At 62.7% G+C, this 17,420-nt stretch carries 11 protein-coding genes and 5 tRNA genes; 7 read left to right on the top strand and 9 right to left on the bottom strand.

Annotated elements, in window-relative coordinates:
- Positions 1–49 precede the first annotated feature (49 nt).
- On the bottom strand, positions 50–1,009 hold the full coding sequence (locus PJK54_RS07810; protein WP_170877339.1) for a LysR family transcriptional regulator: 960 nt from the start codon (positions 1,007–1,009) through the stop codon (positions 50–52).
- 153 nt (positions 1,010–1,162) lie between these two features.
- On the opposite strand from PJK54_RS07810, the gene PJK54_RS07805 reads away from it, so the two are divergent.
- Together PJK54_RS07805 and PJK54_RS07800 are read left to right on the top strand one after the other, a co-directional pair.
- Complete coding sequence (locus tag PJK54_RS07805; protein WP_077371472.1) at positions 1,163–2,497, top strand: D-amino acid dehydrogenase; 1,335 nt, start codon at positions 1,163–1,165, stop codon at positions 2,495–2,497.
- An 81-nt stretch (positions 2,498–2,578) separates the two neighbouring features.
- Positions 2,579–2,655: transfer RNA gene (locus PJK54_RS07800), tRNA-Met, on the top strand.
- 253 nt (positions 2,656–2,908) lie between these two features.
- Here the strand turns inward: PJK54_RS07800 and PJK54_RS07795 are convergent.
- Entirely contained in the window at positions 2,909–4,237 is a 1,329-nt protein-coding gene (locus PJK54_RS07795) for a M18 family aminopeptidase (protein WP_077371469.1), read from the bottom strand.
- A 294-nt stretch (positions 4,238–4,531) separates the two neighbouring features.
- Here PJK54_RS07795 and PJK54_RS07790 point away from each other — a divergent pair, with 294 nt between their 5' ends.
- Complete coding sequence (locus tag PJK54_RS07790) at positions 4,532–6,631, top strand: carboxy terminal-processing peptidase (protein WP_077371465.1); 2,100 nt, start codon at positions 4,532–4,534, stop codon at positions 6,629–6,631.
- A 435-nt stretch (positions 6,632–7,066) separates the two neighbouring features.
- Here the strand turns inward: PJK54_RS07790 and PJK54_RS07785 are convergent.
- The 5 genes from PJK54_RS07785 to PJK54_RS07765 all read right to left on the bottom strand — a co-directional run bounded on the left by PJK54_RS07785 (position 7,067) and on the right by PJK54_RS07765 (position 8,760).
- Positions 7,067–7,142: transfer RNA gene (locus PJK54_RS07785), tRNA-Asn, on the bottom strand.
- A 97-nt stretch (positions 7,143–7,239) separates the two neighbouring features.
- A tRNA-Asn gene (locus tag PJK54_RS07780) sits at positions 7,240–7,315 on the bottom strand.
- A 78-nt stretch (positions 7,316–7,393) separates the two neighbouring features.
- A tRNA-Asn gene (locus tag PJK54_RS07775) sits at positions 7,394–7,469 on the bottom strand.
- 174 nt (positions 7,470–7,643) lie between these two features.
- Positions 7,644–7,720 (bottom strand) — tRNA-Met (locus PJK54_RS07770).
- Positions 7,721–7,806: 86 nt separating this feature from the next.
- On the bottom strand, positions 7,807–8,760 hold the full coding sequence (locus PJK54_RS07765) for a choline ABC transporter substrate-binding protein (RefSeq protein WP_084209251.1): 954 nt from the start codon (positions 8,758–8,760) through the stop codon (positions 7,807–7,809).
- 494 nt (positions 8,761–9,254) lie between these two features.
- Here PJK54_RS07765 and betI point away from each other — a divergent pair, with 494 nt between their 5' ends.
- The 3 genes from betI to betA all read left to right on the top strand — a co-directional run bounded on the left by betI (position 9,255) and on the right by betA (position 13,572).
- Entirely contained in the window at positions 9,255–9,917 is a 663-nt protein-coding gene (gene betI, locus PJK54_RS07760) for a transcriptional regulator BetI (RefSeq protein ID WP_176502849.1), read from the top strand.
- A gap of 87 nt (positions 9,918–10,004) precedes the next feature.
- Positions 10,005–11,486, top strand: coding sequence for a betaine-aldehyde dehydrogenase (gene betB / locus PJK54_RS07755; protein ID WP_077371457.1), 1,482 nt, complete (start codon positions 10,005–10,007; stop codon positions 11,484–11,486).
- A gap of 370 nt (positions 11,487–11,856) precedes the next feature.
- Positions 11,857–13,572: a choline dehydrogenase gene (betA, locus tag PJK54_RS07750; protein WP_077371454.1), complete on the top strand. Its 1,716-nt coding sequence runs from the start codon at positions 11,857–11,859 to the stop codon at positions 13,570–13,572.
- Positions 13,573–13,794: 222 nt separating this feature from the next.
- Here the strand turns inward: betA and PJK54_RS07745 are convergent, their stop codons facing one another.
- Positions 13,795–14,043 (bottom strand): hypothetical protein, encoded by a 249-nt coding sequence (locus PJK54_RS07745; RefSeq protein ID WP_077371451.1) that lies wholly within the window; start codon positions 14,041–14,043, stop codon positions 13,795–13,797.
- A gap of 38 nt (positions 14,044–14,081) precedes the next feature.
- Between PJK54_RS07745 and PJK54_RS07740 the strand changes: the two genes are divergently transcribed.
- On the top strand, positions 14,082–16,550 hold the full coding sequence (locus PJK54_RS07740; protein ID WP_077371448.1) for an acyl-CoA dehydrogenase: 2,469 nt from the start codon (positions 14,082–14,084) through the stop codon (positions 16,548–16,550).
- 125 nt (positions 16,551–16,675) lie between these two features.
- Here PJK54_RS07740 and PJK54_RS07735 read toward each other — a convergent pair whose 3' ends face one another.
- The gene (locus tag PJK54_RS07735) at positions 16,676–17,263 is read right to left on the bottom strand and encodes a hypothetical protein (protein ID WP_077371445.1); all 588 of its coding nucleotides are present in this window, start codon (positions 17,261–17,263) and stop codon (positions 16,676–16,678) included.
- Positions 17,264–17,420 lie beyond the last annotated feature (157 nt).

Raw genomic sequence — 17,420 nt, 5'->3', positions numbered from 1 at the left:
GGGAACGCCCCTGATCTCCCACGAGGTCAGGGGCGTTCTGCATCATGGGTCATGCCCCATCATCAAGAGCACAGCCCTGCAGCCATTGTGCCGCCAGCGTCGCCAACTGGTCCGCCAGTGACTGCGCCAGACGCCCCCTCCCCGCCTCTCGACGCCACACGGCACTCAGCATCAGCTCGCCGGCCTGAGGCAATGTCCGCGCGTCCAGGCCACGCTCCCGACAGGCGGTATGCGCCGTCAAGGCATCGACCACGGCCAGCCCCTCCCCTGCCTGCACCAGTGCCGCTGCCAGCGGATAGGTCTGTACGCGCGTCACGATGCGAGGAGATGACGGTGCTTTCGAGTTACCTGATTCAGACGGTGACGGCATCTCGCTCGCCAGCAGGCCATCGAGACGTCGCGCCAGCGGATCATGCGCCCCCAGCGCGATCAGACGCTGACCGGCAAGCTCCGCCACCGTCATCGGTGCCTGCTGACACTCCTGTGCCCAGTACCCTGCTGGCGCCAATACCTTCAGGGGCATGCGGGCCAGTGCGCGAGTCATCAGTGCCGGATGCGTCGGCGCACTCAAGGTGAAGGCGATATCGACTTCATGCAGCAGCAGGGCATCGATGATCTCGCGGGTGTGCTGGGTGGCCAGCTCGCAATTGACTCGAGCATGTCGCCGGCGCCATTGCCCCAGCGCCTGCGGCAACAGCTGCTGGGCGATCGCCGGCGTCGCCACCACCTTGAGAGACTGCGCCTCACCTGAACGCAAGCCTTCTACCAGCCGCTTGACGTCATCCAGCTGCCCCAGCATCCCCTGGCTTGCCGCCTCCAGCTTGCGCGCCTCCTCCGTGGGCACCAGCTGTCCGGCGCTACGGGTGAACAGCGCGATCCCCCACTGCCGCTCCACCTGCTGCAACGCCTTGCTCGCGGCCGGCTGGGAAACATGCAACAGCCGAGCGGCGCCGGTCACGCTGCCGGCCTGCAACACCGCATGAAAGACCTCCAGATCCCTGAGCCGCATGCAAGATCTCCACATTCTGTCGTGTTGTCTCAACGTCCAGCCGACAGCCTACCCCATAACCGAGGGTTATGACGTGGCGAGGATCTTTCATTCGCCGCTCGGCCCCGGGACAGGCATGCTCATCTGCCTCCCCCATACCGTCAGGAGCCTGCCATGCAACGTCATGTGACCATCATCGGAGGCGGCGTGATCGGCCTGAGCAGCGCTCATGCACTGGTCCGAGCGGGACACTGCGTGACCCTGATCGATGCCCATGCCGAGGTCGCCCGCGAGACCAGCCACGCCAATGGCGGCCAGTTGAGCTACCGCTATGTGGCGCCACTGGCCGATAGCGGCGTGCCCCTCCAGGCCATCAAGTGGTTGCTGGCAGGCAATGAGGCACCGCTGCGGCTGCGCCCGCGGCTTGCCCCCTCGCAATGGCGCTGGATGACGCAGTTTCTGGCCGCCTGCAATCAGCGCACGCATCGAGCAAGCGCAGCGCAGATGCTCGCCCTGGCACTGCACAGCCAACAGATCATGACGCAGTGGCGAGTTCAGGATGCACTCGAGGAGTTCGCCTGGCAGCAACGCGGCAAGCTGGTGATCCATCGCGACTCCGCAGCGCTCGACAAGGCCGCCGCCGCACGCGTCGCACCTCAGGACCAACAGGTGCTCGATGCACGTCAATGCATCGCACTGGAGCCCTCGCTTATCCACCAGCAGGCTCATCTGTCGGGCGGAATCTTCAGCGCCTCGGACGAGACGGCGGATTGCCATGCCTTCTGTCAGGCGCTGGAGCGCAAGCTGCAGGCCTCTGGTCGCTATACACGCCTCGCCAGCACCCGCGTCGCTCCATTGAGCGCGCACGACGGGCGCATCGCGCACCTCGAACTCACCCGCGCCGATGGCCGCCGCGAACGCCACGCCGTCGATACGCTGATCATCGCGGCCGGCAATCACGCCACCGAACTGGTCCGCCCGCTGGGCATCCGCCTATCTCTGCAACCGCTCAAGGGCTACAGCCTCACGCTGCCACTGCCAGCTGACACCCCAAAGACAGCGGCCCCGCGCATCAGCGTGACGGATGCCGCGCGCAAGGTGGTCTACGCCGATCTGGATACACGCAAGTCCCGCCAGCTGCGCGTCGCGGCCATGGTGGATATCGGCCACCGCGAATCTGACAGCTTCCATCCTGCGCTGGACGAGAAGCGCATTGCCGCCCTGCGTCAGCTGGCTAGTGAGACCTTCCCCGACGCCGGCGATTTCTCGCAAGCCACTCCGTGGGCCGGGCTGCGCCCCAGCACGCCGAAGGGCCCTCCGATCCTGGGCCGCCCCCAGCAAGCGGGCAGACCGGACAACCTGTGGCTGAACGTCGGACATGGCAGCCTGGGCTTCACGCTGGCCTGCGCCAGTGGCGACCTCATCGCACGCGCCATCTCGCACGAGACCCGTCCCGGCACGCTCCTCGATACCCTCCCCGACCACCTCGCAGAGCAGCTCGGCTGCTAGCCTGATGAATTCCCTGCCACTTTTTCAGGCTGATGCGTTGACAACATCACGGATAATCCGTAATATTCGCCTCCGTTGGACGGCTACATAGCTCAGCTGGTTAGAGCACATCACTCATAATGATGGGGTCCCCTGTTCAAATCAGGGTGTAGCCACCAACCAAGATTCGAAAGGCCTGACTGCTTGCAGTCAGGCCTTTTTCGTTGCGTCGGATTCACATTCCCTCGCATCGCCTGCGCTCATGCTCGTGACTCCCGCCGACAATCGACACCGGAACCGGAACCGGAACCGGAACCGGAACCGGAACCGAAACCGGAGCCGAAACCGGAACCGAAAGAGGCAGCCCGCAGGCCGCCTCTTTCAATGTTTCAATTTTTCAATGTTTCACTGTGCTCGCCAGTCCAGCTCTGCTCAGTCCAGACGCTCGCGATTGCAGAATGCCACCAGCACCTTGATCAGCATCGCCACATCGGCACTGCCGGACGTCTCACGAATCGAGTGCATGCCCCACTGCGGCAGCCCGACATCCAAGGTCGGCACCCCCACTTCACTGGCAGTGATCGGCCCGATGGTGCTGCCGCAACCCATGTCGGCACGGCTGACGAACGTCTGAACCGGCACCTCCTGCTCCCGGCACAGCTCACGGAACAGACCCGCCGTGGTGCTGTTGGTGGCATAACGCTGATTGGCGTTGACCTTGATCACCGGCCCCGCATTCAGTTTCGGGCCATGACCCGCATCATGCTTGTCCGGGAAGTTGGGGTGGACGGCATGCGCATTGTCACAGGAGATCATCAAGGAGCGCTGCACGAGGCACTGATAACCTTCTTCGTTGTCCAAGCCCACATAGTGATTGATGCGCTTGAGCACATCCGCCAGGAAAGGCCCCTGGGCACCGCAGGCGCTGGCACTGCCGACTTCCTCGTGATCCGTGGCGACGAACAGCGCGCCCTGGCTGCCATCGGCCCCCAGCAACGCTTCCAGGCCGACGAAGCAGGACAGCAGATTGTCCAGGCGTGCACTGGCGACCAGCTCGCCCTTGAGCCCGGCCTGGGCCGCCGGCTGCAGATCATGCAGCCCGAGTTCGAAGTCGATGACCTCCGCGACACGCACGCCGTGCTGCTCTTCCAGCAGCTCGATCAACAGCGCATGGAAGGCCTCAGCCGGGGTGCCAGCCTCCTCGCCCAGCTGCATGACCACGGCGGACATCTGCGTCTGGGCATTGATGGCGCGCCCATTGTTGACGTCACGATCCAGGTGAATCGCCAGGCTCGGAACACAGGCCACCGGCCGCATCACCGTCAGCAGCAGACTCTCGCGACGGCCATCCTGGTGACGCACCTGAACACGGCCTGCAAGCCCGAGATCGCGATCGAACCAGGTATTCAGCAGCACGCCACCGTAGGTTTCGATCCCCAGGGTCAACCAGCCCTGACTGAGCTGGGCTGGATTGGGCTTCAGGCGCAGGCAAGGAGAATCCGTGTGCGCGCCGATCATCCGTATTGCCTCGAGCTGCGTATTACCCCGAGGAAGCTGAAAGGCGATCAGCGAGGAATCATTGCGCGTCACGAAAGCCCGTTCACCGGGCGACAACTTCCAGCTTTCGGTTTCCTCGAGTCGGCGATAGCCTTCGCGCTCCAGGCGAGCCGCCATGGTCGCCGTGGCATGCCAGGGAGTCGGAGAGACATTCAGGAATTCAAGCAGTGCTGGAACGCGGGAATCCGCAATCGCGTAAGTCATGATAGCGTCAAGTCCTCGAAGATGAATGCAAGGCACTGTATAAGAAGAAACATGATGGATAGAGCGAAACGACTCCTCCCTTGCGGTGGTGATCGACCCGCCAGCTCTCGTCAGCCGCGCAGGTCCCGCAGGACCGATCACGCCAGGCAGCGCTGACACGCCATACCGCAAGCCCCGCCGATCAACGACAGGCAACTGTCGCGGACGCGGGAGGCTGCTACAATGCCCGCTCGACCTCTCCGCGGAGAGGTCGCTCAGGGAGCAGAGTGTACATGAATCGGGAGTGCTTCATTGATGAGCCTGTTTGCAAACGTCCGGCGCACGGCATGCCTTGCCTTGTGTCTCGCCATGGCCGGCCCCGCCAGCGCCGCGGTCACCCCTACTGACGCCGATGCACAGGCTGCTCGCGAAGTTGCCGAATCATTGCGTTACGGGCATTACGAAGATGTCACGCTGGATGACCAATGGGCTACCCAGGCATTCACGCAATATCTCAAGACACTCGACCCCCAGAAAGCCTATCTGCTGGACTCGGATATCACCGAGTTCAGTGATCTTCGCCACGACTTCGATGACGCCATGCTCGACGGTGATCTCGAGCGCCTCTACGCCCTGCATGCCCGCTACCAGCAGCGCCTCACCTCACGCCTCGAATGGCTGGTGAAGACGCTGGACGGCAAGCCGAGCTTCGATTTCACCCGCGATGATCGACTCGCACTCGATCGTGCGGAAAGCCCCTGGGCCGACAGCGAGCAGGAGCTTGATGAGCTGTGGCGCAAGCGACTCAAGAACGCCTGGCTGTCGATGTCGCTGTCCGACAAGAGCGACGAGGACATCGCCAAGACGCTCAGCGAGCGCTATGCCAACCAGCTCAAGCGCATCGAGCAGACCAACGACGAAGACATCCTGACCCTGATCATGCACGCCGTCACCGGCAGCATCGATCCGCACAGCGAATACTTCTCCCCACGCCAGGGCGAATCCTTCGATATCCAGATGAAGCTGTCACTCGATGGCATCGGCGCCCTGCTTCAATCCGAAGGCGAGTACGTCAAGGTCTCAAGCCTGGTACCGGGCGGCCCGGCCGAGAAGGACGGGGAGCTCAAGCCGGCGGACCGCATCGTGGCCGTTGGTCAGGGGGATGGCGAATGGACCAACGTGGTCGGCATGCGCCTTGACGATGTCGTGGACCTGATCCGTGGCCCCAAGGGCTCCGTCGTGCGCCTTGAAGTCATCCCGGCCCAGTCCCTGGATGTCACCAAGACACGGGAAGTGGACATCACCCGCGACACCGTCAAGCTGGAAGACCAGGCTGCCAACGCCAAGGTCGTCGACGTCAAGCGCAATGATGGCGTGCACAGGATCGGCGTGATTCACGTCCCTGCCTTCTATGTCGACTTCGATGCCTGGCAGGCCGGCGAAGATGACTATCGCAGCACCACACGTGACGTGGCGCGCCTCATCGATGAGCTGAAGGCCAAGCAGGTGGAAGGCATCATCCTGGATCTGCGCAACAATGGCGGCGGCGCCCTGCAGGAGGCCAATTCGATGATCGGCCTGTTCATCGACCGCGGCCCCACCGTGCAGGTACGTGATGCCCGCGGACGCATCAGCCTGTATGGCGATACCGATGCCGGCACCCACTACGATGGTCCGCTGGCCGTCCTGGTCAACCGCCTTTCGGCCTCGGCCTCCGAGATCTTTGCCGGCGCCATCCAGGATTATGGCCGCGGCCCGGTCATCGGCAGCCAGACCTTCGGCAAGGGCACCGTGCAGACGATCTCCTCGCTGACACAAGGTGAAATCAAGCTGACCCGCGCCAAGTTCTATCGCATCTCCGGTGACTCCACCCAGAACAAGGGCGTCAAGCCGGACATCGCCTTCCCCAGCATCATCGACCCGAAGGAAATCGGCGAATCGAGCCTCGACTACGCCCTGCCATGGGACCAGGTTCGCCCGGTGAAGTATCGTCGCTATGGGGAACCGGCTCGCTACCTGGCAGCCCTGCGTGCCCGCCACGAGAGCCGTGTCGAACAGGAGCCCAACTTCGTCTACCTGCAGAGCGAAGTCGCGCTGTCAAAGGCACTGCGCGCCCAGCAGACCAGCATCAGCCTCAATCGTGAGCAGCGCAAGCGCGAGATGGATGCCCAGGAAGCCGAGCAACTGGCACTGGAAAACAAGCGCCGCCGAGCACTGGGCATGGAGCCGCTGTCGAGCTTCGCCGAACTTGATGCCGCCAGCGATCACATCGCATCGGCAGAAAGTGACCTGCAGCAGGAGATCGAGACGCAGGACAGCACCGACGAGCCAGCCGAGGATCCCATCGATCAGGCTCAGCTCCAGGAAAGCGCCGAGATCCTGCTCGATTACGCCCATCTCAATGGCGATCGCTGAACTCTCTCGTCGTCGCTGACGCGCCGGCACATCGCGATTGCAAGGCCCCTGCCCTCATGTCAGATCCGAGTGCAGGGGCTTTTTCATGCCTGATGCAGGCGTCACCGACACGCACGGGCGACATTCGACGCCATGCGCCACGCCCCGGGCGAGACGGCCCTCGGGAGAAACAGGCGCCAGCAAAGACAGACGAGCAACGAACAGGCGAGTCGACGCACCGGCGCTCGGCACGCGAGGGCAAGCTGAAACGAATAGCAGAAAGAGATCGACCAGCAAGGAAGCGGGCGGACACAGGAAAGCAGGCAGACACAGAAAAGCGGCAGCGAAGGCTGCAGGAGTAAGACACCATCAGCGCAGAATCACGTCATTCTGACGAGAGGCAGGCGGGATCTCGAACGATCGACTGGCAAGAGGGGGAGATACGGGATGTGATATTGGCTCCTCGAACAGGACTCGAACCTGTGACCCAATGATTAACAGTCATTTGCTCTACCAACTGAGCTATCGAGGAACAACGAAATATCGATCGATATCAGGGCGATATCGAAGCTGACGATGAGATTCTCATCTACCAGCGTCATTTCCGGCATTGGCAGGAAGCCTGGGATTGGCTCCTCGAACAGGACTCGAACCTGTGACCCAATGATTAACAGTCATTTGCTCTACCAACTGAGCTATCGAGGAACGACCGGAAATCCATCTGTCAGCGACATCATCATGGATGCTGTCAGACTGACATTTCAAGCATGCTGCGTGTGCTATTGGCTCCTCGAACAGGACTCGAACCTGTGACCCAATGATTAACAGTCATTTGCTCTACCAACTGAGCTATCGAGGAACAACCTTGAACACGCGACGAATTATACGGAAATACTCAATGGCGTCAACCACCTTCGGGCATTCAACCTACCGCAGAACTCGCTCGATTCCTTCTGCCGAATCCACCTCCGAAAGCGCACATGGCGACATCCAGATGTGACAAGGCCCGCACGGATGCAGGCCTTGGAATCACTGGTGGCTACACCCTGATTTGAACAGGGGACCCCATCATTATGAGTGATGTGCTCTAACCAGCTGAGCTATGTAGCCACACGACGAGGCGTATATTGCAGGTCAGGCTGCTGAATTGCAAGCACTTTTTTGCAATTGCCCGTCAAAGTGAGTCAGCGGGATGCTCAGATGCCCAGCGAGGCCTTGACGGCAGGCAGGCCAGGTTCTCCCTGGGTGGTCTCGACACCTTCAAGCCATGCCTCCAGCACGCTGGGGTTCTGCTTGAGCCAGTCTGCTGCTGCCTCATCCGGATCGGCACCCTCATCCATGATCTCGCCCATGATCTGATTTTCCATCTCCAGGCTGAACTCGAGATTGGCCAGCAACGCACCGACATTGGAACACGCCTCACTATATCCCGCGCGGGTATTGGTGTAGACCGTCGCTCCGCCCAGGTTCGGCCCGAAGTAGTCATCCGCGCCTTCCAGATATCCCATCTCGAAGCGAGTGTTCATGGGGTGCGGCTCCCAGCCGAGGAAGACGACCCACTCCTTGGCCGCGATCTTCGACTTCACTTCCGCCAGCATGCCGGCTTCGGAAGAATCGATCATCTCGAAGGCGCCCAGACCGAAGGCATCGTCATCGATCATGTCGGCGATGATCATGTTGCCATCATTGCCTGCCTCGATGCCGTAGATGCGCCCATCGAACTTCTCGAGGTTGTCGGCAAGATCCGCCACCGAGGTCACGCCGGCATCCAGCACGTACTGGGGCACCGCCAGGGTGTACTTGGCCCCTTGCAGATTCGCACGCGGTCGCTCTACCTGCCCCTTGTCGATATAGGGGTCACTGATGGAAGCCATCGACGGCATCCAGTTCCCCAGGAAGACATCGAAGTCATCGTTCTTCATGCCGGCATAGGCGATCGGCACGGAGATCGTGTCGGAGGTCGTCTCGTACCCCAAGCCTTCCAGGACACTGCGCGTCAGCGCCGTGGTGGCAGTGATGTCCGTCCATCCCACCTCAGCGAAGCGCACCGTACTGCACTCCTCTGATACCTCGGCATGCGCCTGGGGTGCCAGCAGCATCCCCATGGCCAGTCCCAGCGGCAATGCGGCAAAACCTGATGATGATTTCATGCTTGTCCCTTCTCTTTGTTATATGAGCAGTACATGTCCGTCACTCACACGTGTCATTGACCCCCACCCGGCCCGGCGACAAGTGACAGCCCGCGGGAGGCGCCACTCATAACACGCTCTCATCACGACAAGCTCCCATGCTGTCGTTGAGAAGCTGCCAGCCTCTGACGAGCTGCCGGACCAGACGTACGAGGCACCTCGTAAGCACCTTCACAGCCTTTGCAAGGACACCTTGTGCCCTCTGGCGTTCTCTATAGTTCTACCAAGCCTGGCTTTCAATAACCACGAATTATGCAACTTGACGCATCACCTTTCTGTCTCTACACTTTTTATTAATTGAACGTTCAATAAAACTCGAGTCACGACAAGATCGAGCCGAATCCCGATTGAACGCCGGATTCAGCAATGCGGTGACAACCGCGTATCCTTGGCGTCTACCAGTACCAAGATTACGCGAGTTTCACCGATACGCCACCTGACGGGAGAGCAAGCTGATGCCGAAAGTGGGAATGGAGCCCATTCGTCGCCGCCAATTGATTCTGGCCACCATGCAAGCCATCGATGAGGCAGGACTGGCCGACGCCACCGTTGCACGGATCGCACGGCATGCGGGCGTCTCCGCCGGCATCATCAGTCACTACTTCGGCGGCAAGGATGGCCTGATGGAGGCCACGATGCGCCAGATCCTCACCGACCTGCGCAGAGCCGTCAGTGAGCGACGCGCCAAGATCGCCTCGAACGACGTCCGCAGTCACCTGCACGCCGTGATCGATGGCAACTTCGATCGCAGCCAGGTCAGTCAGAGCGTCTCCAAGACCTGGTTGGCCTTCTGGGCCTCCAGCATGCATCGCACACCGCTGGAGCGCCTGCAGAAGGTCAATGACCGTCGTCTGGTCTCCAATCTGTCGGCCATCTTCCGTCGCGTGATGCCGCTGGTGGAGGCACGCGATGCGGCGGCAGGGCTCGCCGCCTTGATCGACGGCCTGTGGTTGCGTGGCGCGCTGGACCCCGAGGGACTGGACGTCGAGCGAGCCCGGCGTCTGGCCTATGAATATGTGGAATACCAGCTGGCGCAACACGCCGCTGACGTCTCCACGCCAGCAGCAGATGCACAAGCGTCTGACATGACGCACCCGGTGCCTGCCGAGCATGCCTGAGCGCAACAGCCTCCCCCGCTCGGACGCTTGAACCCACCGGTACTCTACGACTCTCCCCCTTTTCTGATCCCTGACAGGAGCGCAAGCATGGCCAACAGCAACGCAAGCTTCCCGACCCAGACCCTGTACATCAATGGTCGTCGCGTTGACGCGACCTCTGGCGAAACCTTCGAGACCGTCAACCCGGCCACCGGCGACGTCATCGCCCAGGTACAGCAGGCCAGCGGCGCGGACGTGGATGCCGCCGTCGAAAGCGCCCTGCAGGGCCAGAAGGTGTGGGCCGCGATGAGCGGCATGGAGCGTTCGCGTATCCTGCGTCGCGCCGTCGACCTGCTGCGCGAGCGCAATGACGAGCTGGCACTGCTCGAGACATTGGACACCGGCAAGCCGCTGTCCGAGACCGAAGTGGTCGACATCGTCACCGGTGCCGATGCACTGGAATACTATGCAGGCCTCGCGCCGGCCATCGAAGGCACCCAGGTGCCGCTGCGCCAGGAAGCCTTCGTCTACACCCGCAAGGAACCGCTGGGTGTCATCGGTGCCATCGGTGCCTGGAACTACCCGATCCAGATCGCCTGCTGGAAGTCTGCCCCGGCACTCGCCGCCGGCAACGCCATGGTCTTCAAGCCCAGCGAAGTCACGCCGCTGAGCGCACTGAAGCTTGCCGAGATCTTCACCGAAGCCGGCCTGCCGGACGGCGTGTTCAACGTCGTGCAGGGCGATGCCCGCGTCGGCGTGATGCTCACCGAGCACCCGGATATCGCCAAGATCTCCTTCACCGGCGAAGCCGGCACCGGCAAGAAGGTCATGTCCGCGTCCGCCTCTTCCAGCCTCAAGGAAGTCACCATGGAGCTGGGCGGCAAGTCCCCGCTGCTGGTGTTCGCGGATTCCGACCTCGACCGTGCTGCCGACGGCGCCATGATGGCCAACTTCTACAGCTCCGGTCAGGTGTGCACCAACGGCACCCGCGTCTTCGTCGAAGCCAGCGTCAAGGACGCCTTCGAGGCCAAGATCGTCGAGCGCGTCGCACGTATCAAGGCCGGTGACCCGCAGGATCACGCCACCACCTTCGGTCCGCTGGTCAGCTTCGAGCACCTGGAAAAGGTCGTCTCCTACCTGGAGATCGCCAAGCAGGACGGCGCACGTCTGCTGGTCGGCGGCGAGCGCATGAGCGAAGGCGACTTCGCCAAGGGCGCCTGGGTCGCGCCGACCGTCTACACCGACTGCAGCGATGACATGCGCATCGTGCAGGAAGAGATCTTCGGTCCGGTGATGTCCATCCTGTCCTTCGACAGTGAAGAGGAAGTCATCCGCCGCGCCAACGACACCACCTATGGCCTGGCGGCTGGCCTGTTCACCGAGAACCTGAACCGCGCGCACCGCGTGATCCACCAGCTCGAAGCCGGCATCTGCTGGGTCAACACCTGGGGCGAGTCCCCGTCCGAGATGCCGGTCGGCGGCTACAAGCAGTCAGGCATCGGTCGCGAGAATGGTGTCGAGACGCTGTCCCACTACACTCAGACCAAGTCCGTGCTGATCGAGATGGGGCCGTTCGAGTCCGCCTTCTGAGCCACCAGAGGCCATGAGGCCTGAATCGACGACAGCAGCATCGTCTGGCGCAGGATGCGGGATCAGGACACTTGATCCACTGATCCGCTGCAGTGAGTTGATGCACTGAAGATAGCGCCAGATGCCCCACCCGCCGGCATGACGACCCCTCGTCGTGCCGGCCAGCACGCCACGCCACTCATGACTTCGGCGCTGGCAGTGCACGAATCCCGACGAGTCGCTGACAGTGATGGCATACCACTTGCCATGCGCTGCCCCGACGGCTCCTCACAGACACATCACCGTATCCATCCGCCCGGCAGTGGCCACCCCTCGTCGTCGACGGGGCGTCCTGCGCCCGCATGTGGCATCTGATACGAAAGGAGATTTCATGAGCCAATTCGAGCGTGAATACGACTACGTCATCATCGGTGCCGGCAGCGCCGGCAACGTGCTGGCCACTCGCCTCAGCGAAGACGCTGACGTCAGTGTCCTGCTGCTGGAAGCGGGCGGCCGTGACCACCGTTTCGATTTCCGTACCCAGATGCCTGCCGCACTGGCGTATCCCCTGCAGGGCCAGCGCTACAACTGGGACTTCAAGACCGACCCCGAGCCGCACATGAACAATCGCCGCATGGAATGTGGCCGCGGCAAGGGACTGGGAGGCTCCTCGTTGATCAATGGCATGTGCTACATCCGTGGCAATGCGCTGGATTACGACAACTGGGCCAAGGATCCCATCCTGGCTGACTGGAACTATCGTGAGTGCCTGCCCTACTTCCGCAAGTGCGAGACGCGCGATATCGGCCCCAACGACTACCACGGCGGCGATGGGCCGGTCTCGGTCACGACTCCCAAGGAAGGCAACAACGAGCTCTATCACGCCTTCATCGCGGCAGGCATCGAGGCGGGCTATCCGGCCACCGAAGACGTCAACGGCTATCAGCAGGAAGGCTTCGGCCCGATGGACCGCTTCGTGACCAAGGAAGGCCGTCGCGCCTCCACCGCCCGCGGCTATCTGGATACCGCCAAGAAGCGCGCCAACGTGACCATCGAGACGCGCGCCACCACCGATGTCATCCTGTTCGAGGGCAAGACAGCGGTCGGCGTGAAATATGAGCGCAAGGGACAGGACCACCGCGTACGCGCACGCAAGGAAGTGCTGCTGTGTGCTGGCGCCATCGCCTCGCCGCAGATCCTTCAGCGCTCCGGCGTCGGCAACCGTGAGCACCTCGAGCCGCTGGGCGTGAAGATGGTGCACCACCTGCCGGGTGTGGGGGAGAACCTGCAGGATCACCTCGAGCTCTACATCCAGTACGAGTGCACCAAGCCGATCTCGCTCTACCCGTCCCTCAAGTGGTACAACCAGCCGCCCATCGGCCTGGAGTGGATGCTCAAGGGGACTGGTGTGGGTGCCAGCAACCAGTTCGAGGCTGCCGGCTTCATTCGCAGCGATGCCAACGAGGCCTGGCCGAACCTGCAGTATCACTTCCTGCCGATCGCGATCAGCTACAACGGCAAGAGTGCGGTGCAGGGCCACGGCTTCCAGGCACACGTCGGTTCCATGCGCTCCCAGAGCAAGGGCCGTGTCCGACTGACCTCACTGGACCCCAAGGCCGCGCCCTCGATCTTCTTCAACTACATGGCCGAGGAGCGTGACTGGGAAGAGTTCCGCGCCGCCATTCGCCTGACTCGCGAGATCATCGCTCAGCCGGCACTGGACGATTACCGTGGCCGCGAACTGGCGCCGGGCGCTGATGTCCAGACGGACGAGCAGCTCGACGAGTACGTACGCAATCATGCCGAGACGGCCTACCACCCGTGCGGCAGCTGTCGCATGGGCAGTGACGCGACCTCCGTGGTCGATGGTGCCGGTCGCGTGCATGGTCTCGACAACCTGCGCGTCGTGGACGCCTCGCTGTTCCCGGTCATCCCCACCGGCAACCTGAACGCACCGACGATCATGCTGGCGGAGAAGATGGCCGACAAGATTCGGGGCCGTGCTCCGCTGCCGCCGTCCGACGCCGACTACTTCGTGGTCGAGCCGGGCACACCGGCCAAGCAGCCCGCCAAGCGCCAGATCGATTCCGCGCCGATCAACGGCTGATCCCGCGCGATCAACGTAAGCCTCCGTTATGCTGACGGCAGGCATGGAAGCACCATCGATCGTTCGAGGCCCCGCACTGCGGGGCCTTTTTTATGTCTGGCATGTCTCGCTTCCAGGCCATCACTTCCGTCGTGGCAGCCCACCTCCCCGTTTCTCCCCCCCGCTCGCATCGCCTCATCCCACCCGCATCGCTTCATCCCGCCCGCACCGCCTCATCCCGTCTCATGGCATCAGCAGCTCCGATGCCGTCCCGACCGGGGCCAGTGCATCTCCCTGTACCCAAGGCCCCTTTCGCTGCCCATGCGCCTTGTACAGCCACCATTGCTTTCTCCGCGACGTCTCTCCCATCGCTTCACCTTTCGTGCCTTCGACCTTGGGTGGACTGGCGGAGTGAGTCGAGTTGGGATAGGCTGACAATAATTCAAACAACTGTTCTAAACGCATGGCTGCTATGCTGAAGAGGAAGGCCATTCGCTAGAGCTCCCGCAACGCAACCTGGAGATCCTGCCATGACGCAGCTCATCCTCATCCTCGTCGCCCTTGCCGGTCTGCTGACCGTCATGGCACGTGAATCCGGTGCACTGGCCGCCATCGGCGTGCTGGCGGTCACCGGCCTCATCGGCTTGGGCATCAACACCCCGGTGCTTGGTGTCCTGCTGTTGATCGGCGCGGCACTGGTCGCCGTCTGCGGCCTGCCGGCGCTGCGCACCAAGTGGCTCAGCCCGCGGCTGTTCGCGATGTTCAAGAAGGTGTCGCCCAAGGTCTCGGCGACCGAGAAGGTAGCCCTGGAAGCCGGTACCGTGTTCTGGGACGCCGAATTGTTCTCCGGCAAGCCGCAATGGGACACCCTGACCGCACAGCGCAATGAGGGCATCTCCAGCGAGGAGCAGGCCTTCATCGATACGCAGTGCTCCATCGCCTGTGGCATGACCAACAGCTGGGAAATCGCTCGCGAGCGTGCGGATCTTCCCGAGGAACTGTGGGAATTTCTCAAGCGCGAGAAGTTCTTCGGCATGATCATTCCCAAGCAGTACGGCGGCCTCGGCTTCTCGGCCAAGGCGCAGTCACTGGTACTGCAGAAGTTGGCGGTCAACGAGACGCTGATGGTCACCGTCGGCGTGCCCAACTCCCTCGGCCCGGGTGAGCTGCTGCTCAAGTACGGCAGCGAGGAACAGAAGGATTATTACCTGCCGCGCCTGGCGGATGGCCGCGAGATCCCCTGCTTCGGCCTGACCGGCCCGCGTGCCGGCAGTGACGCGACCTCCATTCCGGACACCGGTATCGTGTGCCGCGGCATGCATGACGGCGAGGAAGTCGTCGGTATCCGCCTCAACTTCGAGAAGCGCTGGATCACCCTGGCGCCGGTCGCCACCGTGGTCGGCCTGGCCTTCCGCATGTTCGACCCCGAGCACCTGCTGGGTGACGTGGAAGACATCGGCATCACCTGCGCCCTGATTCCGCGTGAGACCGACGGCATGGACATCGGCCGTCGCCATCACCCGATCGGCGCACCGTTCATGAATGGTCCGATCTTCGGCAAGGACGTCTTCATCCCGCTCAGCTACCTGATCGGTGGCGAGCAGATGGCCGGCCAGGGCTGGAAGATGCTGGTCGAGTGTCTGTCGGTGGGTCGCTGCATCACCCTGCCGTCCGGCTCCGCGGGCATCTCTCGCTACGCACTGGGCTGGAGCGCCGGTTTCGCGCGCATTCGCCGCCAGTTCAACCTGCCGGTGGCCGAGATGGAAGGCGTGCAGGAGCCGCTGGCTCGCATGGCCGCGATGAACTACATCAGCCAGGCCGCCGTACTGCATACCGCCAACATGATCGACAACGGCCACAAGCCGGCCGTGCCCTCCGCCATCCTCAAGAGTCAGCTGACCGAGATGGCCCGCACGCTGCTGACTGATGGCATGGATATCCACGGCGGACGCGGCGTGACGCTCGGCCCGCGCAACTACATCGGCGTGGCATATGCCGGCACCCCGGTCTCGATCACGGTGGAAGGCGCCAACATCATGACCCGCAACCTGATGATCTTCGGTCAGGGGGCCATCCGCTGCCATCCGTACGTGCTGGAAGAGCTGGCCGCCAAGGATGCCGATGACCTGAACGCCTTCGACAAGGCCTTCTTCCGCCATGCAGGCCTCATCTTCGGCAACGCGGCCCGCGCCTTCAGCCAGAGCTTCGGCATCGGCGGCAAGACCACCGGCTTCGACGCCGTCGCCACGCCTTATGCCAACCACATCAACCGCTTCAGCGCCGCCTTCTCGCTGTCCGCCGATGCGGCCATGGCCAGCCTCGGCTCCAGCCTCAAGGCACGCGAGATGCTGTCGGCTCGTCTGGGTGACGTGCTCTCCAACCTCTACCTGGCGTCCCTGACGCTCAAGCAGTGGCACGAATCGGACGCCTGTGAGCACGAGGAAGCGCTGTTCCACTACAGCATGCAATGGTTGCTGCATCGCACCGAGAAGGCACTCGACGAACTGCTCGCCAACCTGCCCAACCGTGCCCTGGCCACGACATTGCGCGTCGTCACGCTGCCGCGTGGTCGTCAGTTCGCCATGCCCAGGGACAGCCTGACCCGCGAGATCGCACGTGCCGTCTCCACCGACAGTGCACTGCGTACCAAGCTGACCGACAACACCTGGGACGCTCAGGACGAAGGCCAGAAGGACAATGCCCTCGCCCGCTACAACGCGCTGCTCAAGGATTACCCGCGTGCGGAGCCGATCTACAAGACGCTGGCCAAGGCCTATCACAAGGGCGAGATCCCGGCCGATGCCCTGTCACCGGAAGCGCGCATCGAAGCGGCGGTCGAGGCCGGTATCCTGTCCGCTGAGGATGGCGACTTCATGCGCGTCTTCGAAGCCGAGGTACTCGACATGCTGACCGTCGACCACTTCGATTTCGATGCCTTCGTGCGCAAGCCGATGGCGAGTGACGGCACAGCCTCCAACCCACAGCAGGACGCCGCCTGATCACCGGCCGACGCCCGCGTGAGCGATGCAAGACCTGATCGCTGATCGCAGAACCAAAAAGGCCCCGCTCAGTGAGCGGGGCCTTTTTATTGGCAGGAGGCGCCATGCTTCGCGTCATCTCGATCTCAGATATGACGCGCGAAGTGCTCAAGATCACGCACGAAGGCGTTCTTGTAGGTCTCGAAGTCCTTCGGGCGCGCCTTGAAGGTGCGCTTGATGCGCTCGCGATCCAGACGCAGCGGCTCGTCCAGCGCCGCGAGAGTGCCGACACGCGCCGCCGGATTCATGCCGACCAGCTCACGCGGGCGATCGCCTTCGGCCTCGGCCTCCAGCCAGTCGTTGATCCCGGCGCGACGCAGCACGCTGACCAGCGAGCCGTCGGTGAGACGCACCTGCAGACGACCATGATCCGCCAGCTGTGACACCAGCGCGATGCCGTGGTCATGGCCACGATGGACCGGCGGCGTCGCCCACAGGGCAAGATTCAGCCCGCGCGCATTCTCGTCGAGCACCAACAGGGCGGCGGAGTGGATGCGCTCGGCATCGTCCACCAGCGCGAACAGGCGAGCGGTCTCGTTCTCGAACCAGACACCTCGGACACCGGCATAGCTCACCAGCGCATCCAGTCCCCCCTCGCGGCCATGCACTTCGGCACACAGCATCGCCAGACACGCATCGCGCCGGGCACCGGCACTCACTTCCACCACTTTCATCGCATTCTCCGCCACAGGCATTTTCAGCGCGCAAGACTAGCACACTCGCCGGATGATCGCCTGATCCACCGCGCCCCGTGCAGGGCCGACGGTAGTTACCCGCACATGAACATCCAACCGTCATAAAGTTGTAAGGAAAGCCTTCTAGAGTCGTCTA

Origin of the sequence: Cobetia sp. MMG027 (assembly GCF_027947415.1) — a bacterium.
In the GTDB taxonomy this organism is placed as follows: Bacteria; Pseudomonadota; Gammaproteobacteria; order Pseudomonadales; family Halomonadaceae; genus Cobetia; species Cobetia marina.
Note: the sequence above shows the minus strand (reverse complement) of the source record. Positions and strands in the feature narration are given on the sequence as shown.